The 17,359-nt window shown below is 66.0% G+C and carries 19 protein-coding genes; 6 read left to right on the top strand and 13 right to left on the bottom strand.

What is annotated here, in order from left to right; translation table 11 throughout:
• Window positions 1–119 precede the first annotated feature (119 nt).
• Window positions 120–449 carry a divalent-cation tolerance protein CutA gene (cutA, locus tag AWH62_RS04720; RefSeq protein ID WP_075189341.1) on the bottom strand — a complete coding sequence of 110 codons (330 nt, stop codon included), beginning with the start codon at window positions 447–449 and terminating at the stop codon, window positions 120–122.
• A gap of 35 nt (window positions 450–484) precedes the next feature.
• Here cutA and queC point away from each other — a divergent pair, with 35 nt between their 5' ends.
• The gene (gene queC / locus AWH62_RS04725) at window positions 485–1,216 is read left to right on the top strand and encodes a 7-cyano-7-deazaguanine synthase QueC (RefSeq protein ID WP_075189342.1); all 732 of its coding nucleotides are present in this window, start codon (window positions 485–487) and stop codon (window positions 1,214–1,216) included.
• The gene (queE, locus tag AWH62_RS04730; protein WP_075189343.1) at window positions 1,213–1,842 is read left to right on the top strand and encodes a 7-carboxy-7-deazaguanine synthase; all 630 of its coding nucleotides are present in this window, start codon (window positions 1,213–1,215) and stop codon (window positions 1,840–1,842) included. Before queC ends, queE begins: the two co-directional genes overlap by 4 nt.
• A 19-nt stretch (window positions 1,843–1,861) precedes the next feature.
• Here queE and AWH62_RS04735 read toward each other — a convergent pair whose 3' ends face one another.
• The 7 genes from AWH62_RS04735 to AWH62_RS04765 form a co-directional block, all read right to left on the bottom strand.
• On the bottom strand, window positions 1,862–2,416 hold the full coding sequence (locus tag AWH62_RS04735; protein WP_143742924.1) for a hypothetical protein: 555 nt from the start codon (window positions 2,414–2,416) through the stop codon (window positions 1,862–1,864).
• 162 nt (window positions 2,417–2,578) lie between these two features.
• Window positions 2,579–3,082 carry a DUF3313 domain-containing protein gene (locus AWH62_RS04740; protein ID WP_143742925.1) on the bottom strand — a complete coding sequence of 168 codons (504 nt, stop codon included), beginning with the start codon at window positions 3,080–3,082 and terminating at the stop codon, window positions 2,579–2,581.
• Between the two features lie 116 nt (window positions 3,083–3,198).
• Window positions 3,199–3,405 (bottom strand): hypothetical protein, encoded by a 207-nt coding sequence (locus AWH62_RS04745; protein ID WP_075189346.1) that lies wholly within the window; start codon window positions 3,403–3,405, stop codon window positions 3,199–3,201.
• 75 nt (window positions 3,406–3,480) lie between these two features.
• On the bottom strand, window positions 3,481–5,571 hold the full coding sequence (locus AWH62_RS04750) for a glutamine amidotransferase (protein WP_075189347.1): 2,091 nt from the start codon (window positions 5,569–5,571) through the stop codon (window positions 3,481–3,483).
• Window positions 5,568–8,312, bottom strand: coding sequence for a DUF4159 domain-containing protein (locus tag AWH62_RS04755; protein ID WP_075189372.1), 2,745 nt, complete (start codon window positions 8,310–8,312; stop codon window positions 5,568–5,570). The genes AWH62_RS04750 and AWH62_RS04755 overlap by 4 nt, the downstream gene beginning before the upstream one ends.
• Window positions 8,313–8,316: 4 nt before the next feature.
• Entirely contained in the window at window positions 8,317–9,213 is an 897-nt protein-coding gene (locus AWH62_RS04760; RefSeq protein ID WP_075189348.1) for a DUF58 domain-containing protein, read from the bottom strand.
• Between the two features lie 2 nt (window positions 9,214–9,215).
• On the bottom strand, window positions 9,216–10,214 hold the full coding sequence (locus AWH62_RS04765; protein WP_075189349.1) for a MoxR family ATPase: 999 nt from the start codon (window positions 10,212–10,214) through the stop codon (window positions 9,216–9,218).
• Window positions 10,215–10,296: 82 nt separating this feature from the next.
• Between AWH62_RS04765 and AWH62_RS04770 the strand changes: the two genes are divergently transcribed.
• From AWH62_RS04770 to AWH62_RS04785, 4 genes are read left to right on the top strand one after another with little or no spacing between them, the layout of a single operon-like run.
• Window positions 10,297–10,857 (top strand): DUF1285 domain-containing protein, encoded by a 561-nt coding sequence (locus tag AWH62_RS04770; RefSeq protein ID WP_075189350.1) that lies wholly within the window; start codon window positions 10,297–10,299, stop codon window positions 10,855–10,857.
• Window positions 10,858–10,861: 4 nt separating this feature from the next.
• Window positions 10,862–11,503: a CoA pyrophosphatase gene (locus AWH62_RS04775; protein WP_075189351.1), complete on the top strand. Its 642-nt coding sequence runs from the start codon at window positions 10,862–10,864 to the stop codon at window positions 11,501–11,503.
• A 3-nt stretch (window positions 11,504–11,506) separates the two neighbouring features.
• Window positions 11,507–11,848, top strand: a complete 342-nt coding sequence (locus AWH62_RS04780; RefSeq protein ID WP_075189352.1) for a DUF6111 family protein — start codon at window positions 11,507–11,509, stop codon at window positions 11,846–11,848.
• Window positions 11,845–13,086, top strand: a complete 1,242-nt coding sequence (locus tag AWH62_RS04785) for a CCA tRNA nucleotidyltransferase (protein WP_075189353.1) — start codon at window positions 11,845–11,847, stop codon at window positions 13,084–13,086. The genes AWH62_RS04780 and AWH62_RS04785 overlap by 4 nt, the downstream gene beginning before the upstream one ends.
• Window positions 13,087–13,164: 78 nt before the next feature.
• Here the strand turns inward: AWH62_RS04785 and AWH62_RS04790 are convergent, their stop codons facing one another.
• From AWH62_RS04790 to AWH62_RS04810, 5 genes are all read right to left on the bottom strand, one after another.
• A complete protein-coding gene (locus AWH62_RS04790) occupies window positions 13,165–13,878 on the bottom strand; it encodes a CPBP family intramembrane glutamic endopeptidase (protein ID WP_075189354.1) in 714 nt (237 codons plus the stop codon).
• 35 nt (window positions 13,879–13,913) lie between these two features.
• Complete coding sequence (locus tag AWH62_RS04795) at window positions 13,914–14,726, bottom strand: AraC family transcriptional regulator (protein WP_143742927.1); 813 nt, start codon at window positions 14,724–14,726, stop codon at window positions 13,914–13,916.
• A gap of 87 nt (window positions 14,727–14,813) precedes the next feature.
• Window positions 14,814–15,266 carry a hypothetical protein gene (locus AWH62_RS04800; RefSeq protein ID WP_075189356.1) on the bottom strand — a complete coding sequence of 151 codons (453 nt, stop codon included), beginning with the start codon at window positions 15,264–15,266 and terminating at the stop codon, window positions 14,814–14,816.
• A 164-nt stretch (window positions 15,267–15,430) separates the two neighbouring features.
• The gene (gene hemF, locus AWH62_RS04805) at window positions 15,431–16,330 is read right to left on the bottom strand and encodes an oxygen-dependent coproporphyrinogen oxidase (RefSeq protein ID WP_075189357.1); all 900 of its coding nucleotides are present in this window, start codon (window positions 16,328–16,330) and stop codon (window positions 15,431–15,433) included.
• 457 nt (window positions 16,331–16,787) lie between these two features.
• Window positions 16,788–17,240, bottom strand: coding sequence for a tRNA (cytidine(34)-2'-O)-methyltransferase (locus AWH62_RS04810; protein WP_075189358.1), 453 nt, complete (start codon window positions 17,238–17,240; stop codon window positions 16,788–16,790).
• Window positions 17,241–17,359: the final 119 nt, after the last annotated feature.

The raw sequence follows: 17,359 nt of genomic DNA on the forward strand, positions 1-17,359 counted from the left end.
CCTTGCTCAAAACGGATCGCAACCGGCAGACAGGCCGGGAAATGACGCCTGAAAAATCGCCGGTCCGGCTTTCAATTCCTTGAACAAACAGGGAGTTTCACCAAAACTTCATGGAAGTTTCACGAACCAGCGCTGTGCGCGACGACCCAGTCGAGGAAGCTCGCCGAGCTGGCTGAGGCGTCTACAGGCAGGGCAAGAATGGCGGGTTCGTCATGGGGATGAAGGGCCAGCAGCCGTTCGCGCAGGGCCGGGGCGCCCGCGATTGAGGTCTTGAACAGGGCGACGCATTCCTGTCCGGTCTCGATCTCGCCCTGCCAGCGATAAACGCTCGTCATGCCGGGCAGGATGTTGGCGCAGGCGCACAGGCCCTCCTCGACCACGCGCGCGGCGGCTTGGCCGGCGGTGTCGGCATTGGGCCAGCATGTGTAAATCAGGCAAACGCCCTGCATGGTCAAAATTCTCCCCTTCGGTATATAAGCGCCGCATGAGCGATACCTCCAGCCCTGTTCCTGCCGAGCGATCGGCCCTTGTCCTGTTTTCCGGTGGCCAGGACTCCGCGACCTGTCTCGCCTGGGCGCTCGACCGTTATGATCGCGTCGAGACGGTCGGCTTTGATTACGGCCAGCGACACCATGTCGAGATGCAGGCGCGCGAGCGGATCCGCGGCGGCATGGCGACCGCCTTGCCGGACGCCACCGCACGGCTGGGTGAGGATTTCGTCATCGACCTGTCGGGCTATGGCGCGATCGCCGAGAGCGCCCTGACAGCGGATCGCGCCATCGAGATGGAGGCCAGCGGCCTGCCCAGCACATTTGTTCCCGGCCGCAATCTCGTCTTCCTTACGGTCGCCTCCGCCCTGGCCTATCGCCGCGGGCATGGTGTTCTGGTCGGCGGCATGTGTGAGACTGATTATTCCGGTTATCCCGACTGCCGACGCGAGACGATTGACGCGATGCAAACAACGCTCGCCCTCGGCCTCGCCACGCCTCTTGAGATCGCCACACCCCTGATGCAGCTCGACAAGGCGCAGACCTGGGCGCTCGCGGAACGGCTTGGTGGGCGGGCGCTGACAGCATTGATCGAGGAAGACAGTCACACCTGTTATCGCGGCGAACGCGGTGAGCGTCATTCTTGGGGCTATGGCTGTGGACATTGCCCTGCTTGCGAGCTGCGCGCGCGCGGTCACGCGGCCTGGAAAGCGTCGTTGCCAGCATGACCTATTCCGTCAAGGAACGCTTTCTCACCGTGCAGGGCGAGGGCGCCCAGGCGGGCCGCCCAGCGGTCTTCCTGCGCTTTGCCGGCTGCAATCTGTGGAGCGGTCGCGAACAGGACCGGCACAAGGCGGTCTGCAATTTCTGCGACACGGATTTCGTCGGCATGGACGGGCCCGGTGGCGGCCGGTTCAAGACCGCCGAAGCGCTGGTCGAAGCCGTTGCCGAGTTGTGGCCGGGTGGCGGCGCTCCGCTTGTCGTGTGCACCGGCGGTGAGCCGCTGCTGCAGCTTGATACGCCCTTGATCGACGCCTTGCATGCACGCGGTTTCGAGATCGCGGTGGAAACCAATGGCACGGTGAAGGCGCCCGACGGGATCGACTGGATCACGGTCAGCCCGAAGGGCAAGGCTCCGGTGGTCCAGACCTCCGGTCACGAGCTCAAGCTCGTCTATCCGCAGCCGGAGCTCGATCCGACGGCGTTTGAAGCGTGGGACTTCAAGCGCTTCTCCCTGCAGCCGATGGACGGGCCGCAGATGATGGAGAATGCCCAGGCCGCGTTTGACTACTGCCTGGCGCATCCGAAATGGTCCTTGTCACTGCAGACCCATAAATGGATCGGCGCACCCTGATGACCGGCCCGTCCCGCGCTCAGCTGCGCGGCATGGGTGCGACGCCGAGACTGCTCGCCAGGGCACCGGCAAACTGGTCGAAGGCCTGCCGGGTGTCGGTCCACACGCCATAGCCATCGCCGGCACCGCTGTCGGGATTGAACCAGACATAGTTGAAGGTCGCGATCAGGGTGCCGTCTGCATCGCGCAGTACGGCGCTGAGCGCGGCGCCGCCATCGGCGTGGGACGTATAGTGGGCACCGGCCATGTCCTGGATCTGCTGCATGGTCGGTCGGTTCGGAACCACATCCAGAATGGTGACCGTCAGGACCGTTTCACGAGCGGCCACACCATGCCAGTTGGCGTCGATGAGCGCCCGTTCCAGATCGTCACGCAGATAGCCGGACAGGCGGGCGAGTTCCGCTTCGCCGAGACTGGTCGCCTTGCTTCGGACGAGATCGGAAAACCCGATCAATCCGATTTCGATGGATCCGCCCGCCTCGCTGCGGTAGTCGGCCCGGAAGCTGGAATCGTCCCGGGCTTCAACGGGTGGAGCAAGGCAACACAACGCAAGTACACAAACGAGAGTACGCATGTCGGTCTCTCCTGGGTTCATGTCCCCCCTGCGATAGGGCCAGCGTATCACATCCGCGTGATCGCGAGCAGGGGGCACGCGCGTAAATCCATGCTGCAGGACAATAAAAAAACGGACGCACCTGCGAAGGCGCGTCCGTTGATGTCAGTCCACAGATGCGGATCAGGAGCCGGTGTCAGCCCGTTCGTCGAGGCTGTCGGAGACCTGGTCTGCAAAGCGCGAGAAGGTGCGCCGGGCATCGGTCCATTGGGCATGGCCCACGACGTCCCGGATATTCCAGCTGCGCCAGCCATAGCTGTAAGTTTCAAGGATTTCGCCGTCGGCGGAAACCAGTTGGGCTTCGACATCGGCACCGCCGATCGACACGGAAGAGTGGTGCAGGGCGCGGGCGCCGCTCATCTGCTCCATGGTCGGCCGGTTGGGCTGGGCGTCGAGAATCGTGGCGTTCAGCACATGGCCGCCATCGCCGAGTTGGTCAGCGAGTTCGCGCTCCAGTGCGTCGCGCAGATATCCGGCCAGCCGATCCAGTTCGCGCTCACCAAAATCTTCTGCATGTTCAATAAGTTCTGGTCCGTAGGCGATTTCACCGATCGCCACGGGCTGATCTGCCAGCGACGGGGTGGACAAGGCACCCAGTGCCAGAATGGCCGTCATTGTGCGCAACATTTCGCGCCTCCCTGATACGTCTACAAGCAGTCCCTCACGGACAATGTAGCAGACTCAGGCAGGGGTTGAGAAGGACCGACGCAACACGATCCCGTGTCGATCAGCGCCGGGTCATTCTAGTGGTCATGGTCGTGATCATCGTCGCCATCACCGGGGGTGACCACGTCGATGGCGGCGCCGCCGACGGCACCGGCGGTGCGAACGGCGGCGCCGGCCGTGCCGACGGCGACATCGGTCGCCAGCGCGGCAGCGCCGATGACGAGGCAGCCGGACAGGGCCGGTGCGAGACCGAGGATGGCGATAAGGGTCAGGATGCGGCGCATGGTGATCTCCGGTGCGTGTTCACCCTGTCATGCCCGACAAGGCCTTTCCGCATGGTGAATGCGGGCCCGTCAGAATCAACGGCCTTCGCGCCACCAGCCCAAGCCGAGCATCGTCGTGATCAACAGGACCAGCAGCAGGCCCGGCAGCAGCGGGATGCGGGTCGAGGCGCGCACGACATAGCGCTCATTGCGTTGCAGGCCCAGCCAGGACCGGCCGGACTGGTCGGCCGTGGCCCGGGTGCGGCGCAGATTGGGCAGATTGGCACCGGGACCGTCGCCGATAGCAAACAGGCCGCCGCCGGTCGCGTCGACAAAGGGGTCGAGTATGGCGTCGGTCGGCCGCATGTCGGCATATTCCAGCGGGTTGATCGGACCCAGCGCGGCGACGGTTGTCAGATCACCGGAGCGCAGGCGCACAAGGCCTGACCCGGACGCCGGCAGGCGGGCCGCGAAATGGCCGGGTTCGGCCTCGTCCTCGGTCATCGTGACCACGTCCTGGCGCCCGTCCGGCCAGGTCAGCTGCAGCGGCGGCGGTGTGTCGGCCAGCGTGACGCGCTCGACCCGCAATTCACCGTCGGTGGCAAAGGCGGTCAGGCGCTCCTCGTCAAGCTCCGGTTCGCGCATCAGCCAGTGGGCGACGCGACGGAACATTTCCGCATAGGGGCCACCGCCCTCAAAGCCGCGCGACCACAGCCAGGTCTGGTCCGACATCACGATGGCAGCGCGGCCTTCGCCGGCGCGCTGCACGACCAGAAGCGGATCGCCGTCCGGTGTTTCGAGCAGGGTTTCACCACCCAGCGCCGTGCCATGGATATGGCGCAGCCAGCGACCCCATTGCGGTGTCTCGCCGCCGCCGGCCAGTCCGGCCGTGACCGGGTGGCGCAGACCGGTATCGGTCGGCTCCGGTGTGAAGGGCGCGTCGGTGATATAACCGGTCGGTCGCACAGGCAGCACAGCGGCCAGCGGCGTGCGGTAGAGGCTCGGCGGTCCGGCAAAGGGTGGCCCGGCAGTAACCAGCAGCGCGCCGCCATTTTCCACATAACGGGCGATATAGTCGAAATAGAGCGGCGGCATGATGTTGCGACGGCGATAGCGGTCGAAGATCACCAGGTCGAATTCGCTCAGGCGTTCAACGAAGAGCTCCTGGACCGGAAAGCCGATCAGGGCCAGTTCATCGACCGGGGTCGAGTCGCGCCGGTCCGGCGGCCGCAGAATGGTGAAGTGAACCAGATCGACCGAGGGGTCGGATTTGAGCAGGTCGCGCCAGGCGCGGGCGCCATTGTGCGGCTCGCCGGTCACCAGCAGCACCCGCAGCCGGTCGCGGACACCGGACACTGAAACGGCGGCCCGGTTATTGATCAGCGACAATTCCTGCCGACCCGCCTCGACTTCGGCCTCGATGACATTCTGGCCGCGACGTTCGACCGGCACTTCGACCCGGGTCGAGCGGCCGATCGGGATCGGGTGGATCTGCGGCTCGCCGCCCTCGAAGCGGAAGGCGACATTGGCCGTGCCCTGCATGGCGTCATCCTCGACGCGGATCACGAAGGAGACGGTCTGTCCGACAATGCCGTAGCGCGGCGCTTCCTCGATCACGAGGCGGCGGTCGCCGGCGGCGCGGTCACCGGTCATGACATGGTGGATCGGGGCGTCGACATTGAGCGCATCGGCGTCCAGCGGCGCGTCGTGAACCTGGCCATCGGTGACCAGGACGACACCGGCCAGCCGGTCCGGCGGGGCCGAGGCGAGGGCGGCATTGACGCCGTCAAACAGCATCGTGCCGTCGGCGGTTTCACCGGCCTCGACCTCGATCAGGTCGAGCAGCGGGTCGTTCTCGGCTTCGCGGCGCAGGGCGTCTGCCATTTCGCCGGCGGCTTCGCGCCGCCCACCGACGGTCATCGAGGCCGAGGTGTCGGTAACCAGTACGGCGACATCCGGCAGCGGGTCGCGCTCTTCCTCGACCAGTGAGGGATTGGCCAGCACCAGCGCGATCAGGGCCACGCCTAGCGTGCGCCAGATCCAGCCGGACAGTTTTTGCAGGCCGCCGGCGGCAATCGCCAACAGGGCAATACCGGCCAGCCCGCCAATTACCGACCAGGGCAGGAGCGGGGCAAAGTCGAGCGCCGACACGGTGGCGCTCAGGGGCAGGCCTTGCGACACACTCATTGGCCCAGCCTTTCCAGGATGTCCGGCACGTGGACCTGGTCCGCCTTGTAGTTTCCGGTCAGGGCATACATGGCGATATTGACGCCGAAGCGGATAGCCAGCTCGCGCTGTCGCTCGCCGCCTTCAATCGGGGCTGCCGCGCCGCCGCCCTCGCCGCGCGACCAAGCGGTCGCCCAGTCATGCGAGCCGATGATCACGCCGGACGTGCCGTCACGCGAGGCCCCGTCCGGATTGGCTTCAACCCAGACCGGCGATCCGGAATAACGACCGGGGAATTCCTGCAGCAGGTAGAAGGCCCGCGTCAGCACATGGTCGCCGGGAATTTGGGACAGGGCCGGCACGTCGATGCTGTCGAGCACATTGACGAGGCCGGGATGCGGGGCGCCGGCGCGCAGCATGGCGATGTCGGCGTCCTGGGTGTCAAAGACGATCAATCCGCCAGCGGCCAGATAGGCGGCGACCCGGCGCGAGGCGGCATCGCTCAGCGGGGCGGCGTCACGCGTGACCGGCCAGTAGAGCAGCGGGAAGAAGATCAGCTCGTCGGTGTTCACATTCACCGCCAGCGGTGGTTCCGGTTCCATGGCGCTGCGTCGGAATATTTCCTGCGACAGGCCGGTCAGCCCGGCCCGGCTGCGATTGTCGATCGTGGTGTCACCGGTGGTCACATAGCCAAAGCGCAAGGTGAGCGCGGCCTGCATCATCTCATCGCTCAGCTCGACGCGTTGCGAGATGGAGGGTGCATCCTGGGCGTCGGCGGCCGGGGTCATCAGCGGTGTCAGGCCCAGCGCGAGCACAGCTGCCGCAGTCGCACCGCCGAGGCGCACAGGCAGGCGGCCGGCCAGGCCGAGGGCGATCACCACGTCCAGCATCAGCATGATCAGGGTGGCGGCCAACAGCAGCGCGTCGAAATGGCGGGCGCGGGGACCGTCCAGTCCGGCAAAGCTGGCACCGGGAAGGTCGCGGGGCAGGGGATCCATGCGGGTATCAGGTCCGACGATATTGAGGGCGCTGGCCGCCGATCCGAGCCGGTAGAGGCCGGGCGGTGCGACGGGGGACGCCGGGGTGGTGTCAAAATTCGCAGCTGGCACAGGACGGGCGCTGACCGGTGCCGCGACCAGCTGGCCGCTGGCATCCAGCGCCCGGTCAAGCACCCAGGCGCCATTGCCGGGAACCGAAGCCGTGCCGCCCTGGGCGAGGCCCATCAGACGCTGCAGCATGCGCGGGAAAAGACCGGACAGGGGCAGGTCGGACCAGTCCGGGCTGGCGGTGACATGGAACAGCACGATCCAGCCGCGGGCCCGCCGTTCGGCGGTGACCAGCGGCGTGCCGTCCTCCAGTCGCGCCCAGACGCGGTCCGGCGTGGCGCTGCCCGGCTGGGCCAGGACCTGGCGGTCGATGGTGGCGGTGCTGTCGGCCGGCAGGCCGGCGAAGGGCGAGGTGTCGGGGAAGGCGGCAATGCGTTGCGGTTCGTCCCAGTTCAGCGAGCCGCCGAACAGGCGGCCGCCCTCACGCAGGATGACCGGCAACAGATCATCGCCCTGGGCCGCGAGGCGTGGTCCGGCAAAACGGATCAACACGCCGCCCTCATTGACGAAATCGGCAATCCGGACGTCATCGGACCGCGCATTGTCGGTCATCACCAGGACCGAGATATCCTCGGCCAGCAGGGCGTCGAGGTCGCCATTGATCAGTTGGGCATGCGGACCCAGCGCACTGCGCACATAGTGCAAATCGGACAGGAGCGGCTGGCCCTCATCGCTTTCCAGCGTGATCAGGCCGACCCGCGGTCTTTGCCATTGATCCCCCAGCAAGCGGACCGAGGCCGCGGACGTGGTGCCATCAAGGCGCAGGCTGGCGATACGATTGCGTAGGTCGAGCGGCAAAGCGATATCGGCCGAGGCGAGACCGGCGCCGGCGTCGAAGCTGAGATCCCGGCGCGCAATGGCACGACCATCGCTGCCCAGGGCTGTCACGGCAACCGTCCGCGGAAAGTCACGGCCGGCGCGCAGGACCGAAATGGTCAGCCCGTCGGCGGCCGGTTCCGGCGCGGCAAGGGCAAGCGGCGCGCGGCCGGCATCGGGTTCGATCACGGTGATGTCGCCCAGACCGTCGAGCATGCGGGCCAGTTCGGCGGCGTCGCGGCTGTCGACCCCGTCGCTGAGCCAGGTCACCGCCATGGCGCCATCCAGCGTACCATTGTTGCGAGCCGTGCCGATGCGTTCGGCCGTGGCGGCACGATCCGCCGGCCAGGGTTGTGGTTCGACACTGTCCAGCCGGCGGCGGGCCTCATCGGCATTGCCAAGACGCAGGGCCGGCAGGGCCTGTCCGGTCGGTGCTGTGGTGACCAGGGCCACCGCGCGACCGTCGCGCTCGGCGTCACCGATCAGGCGTTCGGCTTCCTGGCGCATGTCATTCCAGGCGGCGGCACTGGCCCAGCCGGTATCCATCACGATGAGGGCCGGACGGGTCTCTTCCTCGACACTCGGCGGCGTCCAGACGGGACGGGCGAGGGCGATGATGATCAGGGCGGCGATCAGCAGTCGGAACAGGATCAGCCACCACGGCGCATGCTGCGGTGTTTCGGCATCATCCGGCGCACCCAGCAACAGGCGCAGCGGCGGGAAGATGGCGCGTTTGGGCGCTGGCGGGGTGGCCCGCAGTAGCAGCCACAGGACCGGCAGCGCGACGAGGCCGGCCAGTGCCAGCGGGGCGCCAAAGGAAAGGGGGCCAAGGGCAAACATCAGGTCAGACATCCCTCGCAAGGGCGCGGAAAAGGGCGAGTACGGCGCTGGTTGCCGGCCGGTCGGTGCGGTGGGTCACCAGGGTCCAGCCATATTGGCGGGCGAGATCGGCAAGGCGTTCGCCATGCTCGGCCCAGCGTTGGCGATAGGCCGCGCGGGCTTCCTCGGCGCGACCGAAGAGCAGGCTGGCGCCACCGCCGGGGTGTTCGAAACGGGTGCGGCCGGCATAGGGGAAGTCTTCCTCGGCCGGGTCGATCACCCGCAGCAGCACGCCTTGGGCTTCCATGGCGGCAAAGCGTGACAGGCGGGCAGCCCAGGTCTCGATCGGATCAAGGAAATCGCTGGCCAGCACGACGCGGCCATAGCGCGACATGTTCGGCGCTTCCACCGAGGCGGCATCGCCGGGACCGAGTGCCAGCCGGCGCGAGGCGCGCTCCAGGCCCAAAGCGCCGGTGCGGGCAATTGCCGATTCGCCGAGTACCGAGACCCGTTCACCGCCCTGGGTCAGCAGGGCTGCGACGGCGATCTGGCAGACCGCGGCGCGGTCGATCTTGGCGCCGTGATTGCGGCTGGAGCTGTAGCGCATCGAGGCCGAGCCATCGCGCCACAGCCAGATCGTATTGGCCGCTTCCCATTCATTCTGACGCACGAAAAGCTGGTCCGAGCGCGCCGACTGGCGCCAGTCGATGGCCTGGCGTCCGTCTTCGGGGCGGTGGTGGCGGTATTGCCAGAACGTCTCGCCAATGCCCGAGCGGCGGCGTCCGTGCACACCTTGGGCAACCGTCGCGGCAATGCGATCGGCCTCGGCGAGGAGCGCTGGCAGGCTGGCGGCCGCGTCCTCGCCTTCATGGCGCAGCGAGACGACACGCGCCTCATCCTGGCGATTGCCACCCTGGCTCATGATCAGGCCGCCCGGTCAGCGAGGGACTTGATGAGGCCTTCCAGTGTGTGACCGTCGGCGCGAGCCGCGAAGGACAGGGCCATGCGGTGTTTCAGGACCGGTTCGGCCAGGGCCGCGACATCTTCGGTCGACGGGGCGAGGCGGCCCTGAAGGAGCGCGCGGGCGCGGCAGGCCAGCATCAGCGCCTGGCCGGCGCGCGGGCCGGGACCCCAGGACACGCCTTCGCGAACTTCCGGCACGTCGGAATCTTCCGGGCGGGCAAGGCGCAGCAGGTCGAGAATGGATTCCAGTACCCGTTCGCCAACCGGTAGACGGCGCACCAGGGCCTGGAGTTTGAGGATCTCCGCAGCGTCGAGCACCGAGATCGATTCGGCGGTGACGGCGCCGGTGGTCGCCAGCAGCACGGCGCGTTCGGCATCGCGGGACGGGTAGGGCACGTCGACGCGCAGCAGGAAGCGGTCGAGCTGGGCTTCGGGCAGTGGATAGGTGCCTTCCTGCTCGATCGGGTTCTGGGTTGCCAGCACGTGGAAAGGCTTGGGCAGGTCGTGACGTTCGCCGGCGATGGTGACATGGCCTTCCTGCATGGCTTGCAGCAGGGCGGCCTGGGTGCGCGGGCTGGCGCGGTTGATCTCGTCGGCCATCAGCAGGCGACAGAAGACCGGGCCGGGCAGGAAGCGGAAATGACGTTTGCCGTCATCGCCTTCCTCAAGCATTTCCGAGCCGAGAATGTCGGCCGGCATCAAATCCGGCGTGAACTGGATGCGCTTGGTGTCGATCCCGGTCGCTACGGCGATGGTTTCCACCAGGCGGGTCTTGGCCAGGCCCGGTGCGCCGACGAGCAGGGTGTGACCGCCCGACAGCATGGCGGTGAGGCAAAGCTCGACCTCGTTTTCCAGCCCGTAAATCACGCGGCCGATCGACTCCTTGACCGCCTTGAGGCGATCCGTCGCGGCGTCAGCTTCAGCGATCAGCTCTGCTGCGGGTTCATTCATCTCGGTCATCGTCCTACATTCCTCCGCGATACAAGTGATCTATAAAGCCAATTGGCGTGACGCAGCATGGCGTTGCGCAGATAAGGTGTCCATGCCCGCAGCAACGCAAAACCGTGATCCAATGCAGTCCCTGCTCAAAGCCGCCCGCGAAGCGGGAAGCGGCCTGCCGCCGGTCGAGCGCTGGCATCCCACGTATTGCGGCGAGATGGACCTCGTCATCAAGCGGGACGGGTCGTGGTGGCATGAGGGAACGCGCATCACGCGCGACCGTCTGATACGCCTGTTTGCCACAATCTTGCGGAAAGATGACGACGGCATTCATTATCTTGTGACGCCGGTTGAGAAAATCGGTATCGGGGTCGAGGTCGCGCCCTTCCTGGCCGTGCGAGTCGATGCCGTCGGTGAAGGCCGTGACCAGTCGCTGGTTTTTCACACCAATATGGACGAACTGACCGAGGCCGGTCCCGACCATCCGATTTCGGTGACGGTCGAGGCGGGCACAGGCGAGCCGACGCCCCTCGTTCATGTCCGCGGCAATCTGCAGGCCCTGATGACGCGACCTGTCTTTTATGAATTGGCGGAATTGGCGGTCGAGCATGACGGCGTCACCGGCGTCTGGAGCGGCGGCGAATTCTTCGCCCTCGGCGCGTGAGCCCGTGACCGCCGCGCCTCAAACCGCTGCGCTGCTGGACCGTTTGCGCGAGCGGCTCGATCCGGTCGAGGGTCCGACCGGACTGCCGCGTTTCGGTGATGCTGATCTCAATGGCGGGGCTGCCGGCGTGCCCGCCACCTTTGCCGATGTCGAAATCCGTACCGCTGCCGTGGTCGCACCGCTCATCCTGCATGATGGCCCGCCGCGTCTGCTTCTGACCGAGCGGGCCTCGCACCTGCCACGTCACGCCGGTCAGGTTGCCTTTCCCGGTGGCCGTATCGACGATAATGGCGAGACCGCAGCCCAGGCGGCTGTGCGTGAGCTGGAGGAGGAAGTCGGCATCTCGCCGGCCCATGTCGAGCTGATCGGCCGCTTCGACGCCTATGCCACCGTGACCGGCTATCATGTCACGCCCTTTGTCGGGGTGATCAAGCCGGGCTATGTGGTCCGCCCTGATCCGGGCGAAGTGGCCGATGTCTTTGAAACGCCGTTCGATTTCCTGATGGACCCGGCCAATCATCAGCGTCAGTCGCGCGAATGGCAGGGGCATGTCCGGCATTTCTATGCGATGCCGTGGCAAGGTCGCTATATCTGGGGGGCGACAGCAGGCATGCTGAAATCCCTGCACGATCGGCTATATGGTTGAAACATGATCCGCATCACGCTCATCGAAATCGCCTCCTTCCTGCTGCCCTTCGCGCTCTTCCTGTTGTGGCAACGCTTGTCATCGCGGGTGCCGGATGCGGGGCGGTTACCGACCCTGCGGTTGGCGGCGGCCGGGGCCGGGCTGGCCGTGCTGATGATGCTGGTGATGGTCTTCGTCGATGCCCGCAATGCCGGTCATGCCGGTGATCGCTATGTGCCGCCGCAAAGCGTGGACGGTCGCATCATTCCCGGCCATTTCGTGCCCGCTGGCGAGGACGAGACCGACGAGGACGAGACCAGCGACGAACCGACCGGTGACGAGAGCGGGACTGACGATCCGCAATGACCGCGCTGACGCTTGATCCGGCGCAGCATGGCTGGATGACCGCGCCGGCCACGCGCAAGGTGATGACCGCGCTCGAGGCGGCCTGTCCCGGTGGTGCGCGCTTTGTCGGCGGCTGTGTGCGCAATGCGCTGCTCGGCGAGCCGGTCGCCGATATCGACATTGCCACCCGGCTCGACCCTGACGCGGTGATTGCAGCCGCTCGCGCTGCCGGCCTCAAACCGGTTCCGACCGGCAAGGCGCATGGCACGATCACGGTGGTCGCCGACGGCCAGCCCTTCGAGGTCACCAGCCTGCGCAAGGATGTGGCCACCGATGGCCGCCGCGCCGTGGTCAGCTTCACCCAGGACTGGGCCGAGGATGCGCGTCGCCGCGACTTTCGTCTCAACGCCCTCTACGCCGATACTGCCGGTGTGGTCCATGACCCGACCGGCGGGCTCGCCGACCTTGCCGAACGACGCTTCGTCTTCGTCGGTGATGCCGAAACGCGGATCCGCGAGGACTATTTGCGAATCCTGCGCCTTTTTCGCTTCCAGGCCTGGTATGGCGGCGGTGAAGTTGACCCGACGGCACTTGCTGCGGTCAGAAAACACGTCGCCGGCGTTCATAAATTATCCGCCGAACGGGTCTGGATGGAGCTGAAAAAACTGCTGGCAGCGCCTGATCCGCGCTCGGCCGTTAAGCTGATGCGCGATTTCGGCCTACTGGAAATGATGCTCGGAGTGAACGGATCATTAAGAGTCCTGAGCGGTATCATTGCGCAAGATGTAGAATACGGATTAGCGCCCGATTCGATGCTGAGATTTGCGGCGCTCGCCGATGGCGGACCGGAAAGGATCAAGACCATGGCAGCCAAGTTGAAAATGTCGAACGCGGAAACCCGTCGTCTCGAAGGAGCGGTCAATCCGGCCGCCCGCGAGGATGTTCGCAAGGCCTGGTCGGACAGTGCCGCCGCCGAGCGCGCGATCATGACATTGGGCGCCCGTGCCTTTGAAGACCAGGTCCGGCTCGAAGCCGCTGGCGAGGTGGCCCCGCCGCCGCGGGACTGGACCCTGCTGGCGCAATTCGCCCGTGAATGGAAAGAGCCGGACTTCCCGGTCAAGGGCGGCGATCTCATCCTGCTCGGCTATGAGCCCGGCCCGATGCTCGGCGACGCGCTGGACGAGCTCAAGGCGATCTGGATCGCCGAACGCTTTGAGCCGACCCGGGAAGAGCTGATCGCCAAGCTGACCAAGCACTAGGCGCGCCGTTCGTCGTCGAGACAGACAAAAGCCCCGGCCTCACCGCCGGGGCTTTTTCTTGGTCTGAACTGAACCCGGTCAGACATCCAGACCCAGATACATGGCTGTGAAGCCGAGCGTGTCGACGGCGCCATGGGCGAGGATGTTGGGCCAGAGATTGCGCTTGTTGGCGAGATAGAGCGCGCCGAGGGCGAGGCCGATCAGCCCGGTCACCACAAACCCCCGGAAGCCCTGGTAGTAGGCGTGCACGGCGCCGAAAATGAGGGCCGGGATCAGGATGGCGACGAGACTGGCCCAGCGCGCATCCGGCAGGAACTGACCGACCCGGTTGATCAGATAGCCGCGAAAGAAGATCTCCTCGCCAAAGGCGGCACTGGTCCAGATGATGGCGAGCCACAGCAGGTAGACCGGCAGATTGCCCTCGACATTGCCCCAGCGGGCCTCAACGCCTTCGGGCGTTTCCTCGACACTCCACAGCCCCACCGCATCGCCCAGATAGGCTGTACCGGCGCCGATGGCGATGATGGCAATCACGCCCAGAAGGGCTTGTGGCAGGATCAACGGGCCGGACCACCAGCGGCGCAGCTTGCGAAAGCCGAAATTCGCCCAGCTCTCCTTTCGCGCGGCACTGATCACGGCGATGGTGGTGATGGTGCAGGCCATCGAGAAGGGGCCGGCGAAACGCCAGTCGACCTGGTCGAACAACGCCTTCGAGCCGGCCATCACGATCGCGACGATGGCGAGTTCGATGAGCAGCGCGATCCGGCTGCGATGAGGCGGGGTGAGGGGCATGGATGTTTCCTTCAACGCGACCGCCCGGTTGGCGGTCAGTGAAGGACAGGATGTCGAACCGGCGAGCGCGGGTCTTGTACGATCGTGCGGGCGAACTGGCCGGGCGTAATGCCATAGGCGGCCTTGAAGTGGTGGCTCATATGGGCTTGGTCGACAAAGCCGGCTTGGTGCGCTGCATCGGCCAACCGGTCGCCACCGGCGATGGCTTGGCGGACCTGGTCGAGGCGGCGCTGGGTCAGGTATCGCGCCGGGCTGGTGCCGCGCAGGGTCCGGAAGTCGCGGCTCAACTGCCAGCGGTCCAGACCGGTCAGACGTTCCAGCTCGTCCAGTGACACGCCGCGGGCGCTGTGGGCGCGGATATGATCGCAGGCGGCCTCGACCACTGCGCGGCTGACCGGGCTTGCAATGATCGGTGCATCGCTGAGGCGGTCCAGCGCCAACGCCAGATCGATGAGGGCGCTCTCATGCTCGACGGCATCGGCCTGCGGTGGCAGATCCAGCATGGCACGGACCGCATTGATCAGGGCCGGGTCGCGACTGACCCCGCCGGGCAGGAAGGGCAGTCCGCCGCCGGGCCGGTATTGCGAGAGCGCTTCCGGCAGGAGGCTCAGACCGGCATAGCCGAAACCGCCTTCAGCGCCTGGGCGGCCGTCATGCAACTCATCGGGATGCAGGACGACGACGGCGCCGGGCCGCGAGCGCCGCGTCGAGCCGCGATAGTCGAAATCCTGCACCCCGCGTGTGGTGAGCGCGAAGACATAGCTGTCATGACGATGCGGCGCGAAGGCTGTCGCGACGATATTGGCGTGAAAGCGCTGGTAGGGCAGGGAAATCTGGGTCTCTGGCACGACGGGTTCGCCTCTTGGGTTCACCCGTTTGATGCGGCCCGATCCGCTATTGGATGCGGGCGGGCTGTTATCAACCCTGGCGTCCGGTCAGACCGCAAGGCCGGACGTGGCCTGATAGGCTTGGTTGGCCCGTTGCGAGGTCCCGGCCCCGTCAGCCGTGCCGCCCAGCGCGTCGCGGATGCGTTGCTGGATTTCCATCTCGATGCGCTCGCGCTCTTCCTCGGGCAGGGCGGCCAGTGAGTCTTCACTCAGACCTTCCTGCTCCAGATATTGTGCCCGGATGCGCTCTGCCGGTGTCATATTGGCCCAGCGCAGGAATTCCGAGACGGCGGCGGACTCCTCGGTCGACAAGGCCTTGGAGGTCGGTTCGGTTTGCGATGAGCCCGGGCTTGCGGTGCTGTTGGCAGTGGTCCCGGCTGCCGGATACTGGCTCGTGGCGGTCGTGGCTGTCCGAACCTCTTCGGTGCGCGCAGTTTCGGGGCGGGATGTCACGGTGAGAAACGGGCTCACAGCCGTCGGGCCGATACCGGAAACACTCATTGTCTGACGCCTTGCTACAAACTCACCGCCAGGAGTTTGCAACCCGGATGCCAGCTCAACTTGCTGAGGTCGCCTGCTATTTCGTGATGTGTCCGGGCGGGCTCCAGGCGGTATTTGCCCGGGGGCTCAGCCTTGCCGGGCAGGAATTTCCCGGCCCGTCCGGCTTACGGCCACTTCGCTTCCGGCGGCATGGACGACAGGATCGATTTCACATTGCCGCCGGTCTCGAGGCCGAATTTGGTGCCCCGGTCGTGCAACAGGTTGAACTCGGCATAGCGGCCGCGGCGGATCAGCTGTTCCTCGCGATCCTCCGCCGTCCAGCTCTCGCCCATGCGGCGACGGACAATCTTCGGATAGATGTCGAGGAAGGCGAGGCCGACATCGCGGGTGAAGGCGAAATCGGTGTCCCAGTCGCCGGTATTGTGGCGGTCGTAGAATATGCCGCCAATGCCGCGCGGCTCGTCACGATGCGGCAGGTAGAAATATTCGTCGCACCACTTTTTGAAGCGGGCATGGAAATCCTCGCCATGCTTGTCGCAGGCGGCCTGGCAGGCGGCGTGGAAATCGACGGCGTCCGGATGGTCCTGGGTGCGGGCGCGATCAAGCACCGGGGTCAGGTCCATGCCGCCGCCAAACCACCACTCGGTCGTGGTGATGAAACGGGTATTCATATGCACGGCCGGCACTTTGGGTGACCACATATGGGCGATCAGCGAGACGCCGGTGGCGTAGAAGCGCGGGTCCTCGGCGGCGCCGGGAATCTGCTGGCGGAATTGCTCGGAGAACTCGCCCTTCACGGCCGAGACATGCACGCCGACCTTCTCGAACAGGCGACCGCGCATGATCGCCATCGTGCCGCCGCCTTCATCGGCAGACCCGTCACCGCGGCGCCAGTCTTCGCGCTCGAATGTGCCGGGGTCACGCGGGTAGAGCGCGTCCGGCGCCTCGCGCTCGAGGGCCTCAAACTCGCCGCAGATCTGGTCGCGCAGCCCCTCGAACCAGGCCTTGGCCGATTCGCGTTGGATGTCGGAGGCTGCGGCGGCGGGGGAGGTGGTATTCGTCATGCCGCGATGTTTAGCGCCTTGGCGGGTGAGGGCAAGTGAACGGGGTGTCGCAGGGGGGCGAGAAGCGTTCGGCCTGCCTGTGGATACCAAGTCTGAGAGGACGTATGCTCGTCTGTGAGGGCGCGTCTGCGCGTACCGGCCCATACATCGCTTGCTGGGATGTCGCCGCATCCGGTTTTCCAGGTCAAGGGCCGCATAGCGGCCGCTCCGCGGTTTTACCCTTGAGCTGGAAAACCGGATGCGGCCTGCTGGCTGTCAAGAGATTTATGGTGCGGTCCGAGCGACGCACCTCCTCCGACCCGAACCGTCGCGCTGGAGGGCGTCCTGCTATTGGCGGGAGGTGAATCGCAGCAGGCGGCTCCTCCCTCGCTTCGCTCGGCCCCCTTCGACCCGAGGCTGCGCCTCGGGCCACTTTCCCCGCTTTGCGGGGGCAGAAGGGGAGTGAGGGTGCCGCTACCTACCCCACCGCAAACTGCCGACTGGCTTCCGCCAGGGCGATTCCCGCGCTCACCGTCACATTCAACGAACGCATCCCGTCGCGAATCGGAATTTTGACGCGACATTCCGCCGCGTCATGAACATCGTCCGGTACCCCGACGCTTTCGCGGCCGAACAGCAGCCGGTCATCGGGTCTGAATGAAAAATTCCACAGCCCTTCCGCACCCTTGGTCGTGAACAGGACGAGGCGGCCGACTGCCGCCTGCGCACTTGCCTGATAGGCGGTCCACGAGGCATGGCGCAGGGGCGTTATGGCGGCCTGGTAGTCCATGGCAGCGCGCCTGATCCCCTTGTCTGTCAGGGGAAAGGCGCAGGGTTCGATGATGTCGAGTTCCGCCCCGAAACAGGCGGCGACTCGCATCGCCGCCCCCAGGTTTTGCGGAATATCCGGTTGAAAAAATACGATCCGCATTCTAAGCCGCGCTGAGACTGGACCCAACTGTCTGCATGCGGCATTGCGCCACCTACTGGTCAGTGCGTCCGGGAGTAGTTTATACCGCGTCAAACCCCGCGCGTGCGGGGACGTCAAGT

It is taken from the genome of Maricaulis sp. W15 (assembly GCF_001924955.1).
Taxonomy (GTDB): domain Bacteria; phylum Pseudomonadota; class Alphaproteobacteria; order Caulobacterales; family Maricaulaceae; genus Maricaulis; species Maricaulis maris.

Excerpts from the sequence above, each read along its gene's own strand:
- cutA (WP_075189341.1), bottom strand. The coding sequence starts at position 449 with ATGCAGGGCGTTTGCCTGATTTACACATGCTGGCCCAATGCCGACACC.
- queC (WP_075189342.1), top strand. The coding sequence starts at position 485 with ATGAGCGATACCTCCAGCCCTGTTCCTGCCGAGCGATCGGCCCTTGTC.
- queE (WP_075189343.1), top strand. The coding sequence starts at position 1,213 with ATGACCTATTCCGTCAAGGAACGCTTTCTCACCGTGCAGGGCGAGGGC.
- AWH62_RS04735 (WP_143742924.1), bottom strand. The coding sequence starts at position 2,416 with ATGCGTACTCTCGTTTGTGTACTTGCGTTGTGTTGCCTTGCTCCACCC.
- AWH62_RS04740 (WP_143742925.1), bottom strand. The coding sequence starts at position 3,082 with ATGTTGCGCACAATGACGGCCATTCTGGCACTGGGTGCCTTGTCCACC.
- AWH62_RS04745 (WP_075189346.1), bottom strand. The coding sequence starts at position 3,405 with ATGCGCCGCATCCTGACCCTTATCGCCATCCTCGGTCTCGCACCGGCC.
- AWH62_RS04750 (WP_075189347.1), bottom strand. The coding sequence starts at position 5,571 with ATGAGTGTGTCGCAAGGCCTGCCCCTGAGCGCCACCGTGTCGGCGCTC.
- AWH62_RS04755 (WP_075189372.1), bottom strand. The coding sequence starts at position 8,312 with ATGTTTGCCCTTGGCCCCCTTTCCTTTGGCGCCCCGCTGGCACTGGCC.
- AWH62_RS04760 (WP_075189348.1), bottom strand. The coding sequence starts at position 9,213 with ATGAGCCAGGGTGGCAATCGCCAGGATGAGGCGCGTGTCGTCTCGCTG.
- AWH62_RS04765 (WP_075189349.1), bottom strand. The coding sequence starts at position 10,214 with ATGACCGAGATGAATGAACCCGCAGCAGAGCTGATCGCTGAAGCTGAC.
- AWH62_RS04770 (WP_075189350.1), top strand. The coding sequence starts at position 10,297 with ATGCCCGCAGCAACGCAAAACCGTGATCCAATGCAGTCCCTGCTCAAA.
- AWH62_RS04780 (WP_075189352.1), top strand. The coding sequence starts at position 11,507 with ATGATCCGCATCACGCTCATCGAAATCGCCTCCTTCCTGCTGCCCTTC.
- AWH62_RS04785 (WP_075189353.1), top strand. The coding sequence starts at position 11,845 with ATGACCGCGCTGACGCTTGATCCGGCGCAGCATGGCTGGATGACCGCG.
- AWH62_RS04790 (WP_075189354.1), bottom strand. The coding sequence starts at position 13,878 with ATGCCCCTCACCCCGCCTCATCGCAGCCGGATCGCGCTGCTCATCGAA.
- AWH62_RS04800 (WP_075189356.1), bottom strand. The coding sequence starts at position 15,266 with ATGAGTGTTTCCGGTATCGGCCCGACGGCTGTGAGCCCGTTTCTCACC.
- hemF (WP_075189357.1), bottom strand. The coding sequence starts at position 16,330 with ATGACGAATACCACCTCCCCCGCCGCCGCAGCCTCCGACATCCAACGC.
- AWH62_RS04810 (WP_075189358.1), bottom strand. The coding sequence starts at position 17,240 with ATGCGGATCGTATTTTTTCAACCGGATATTCCGCAAAACCTGGGGGCG.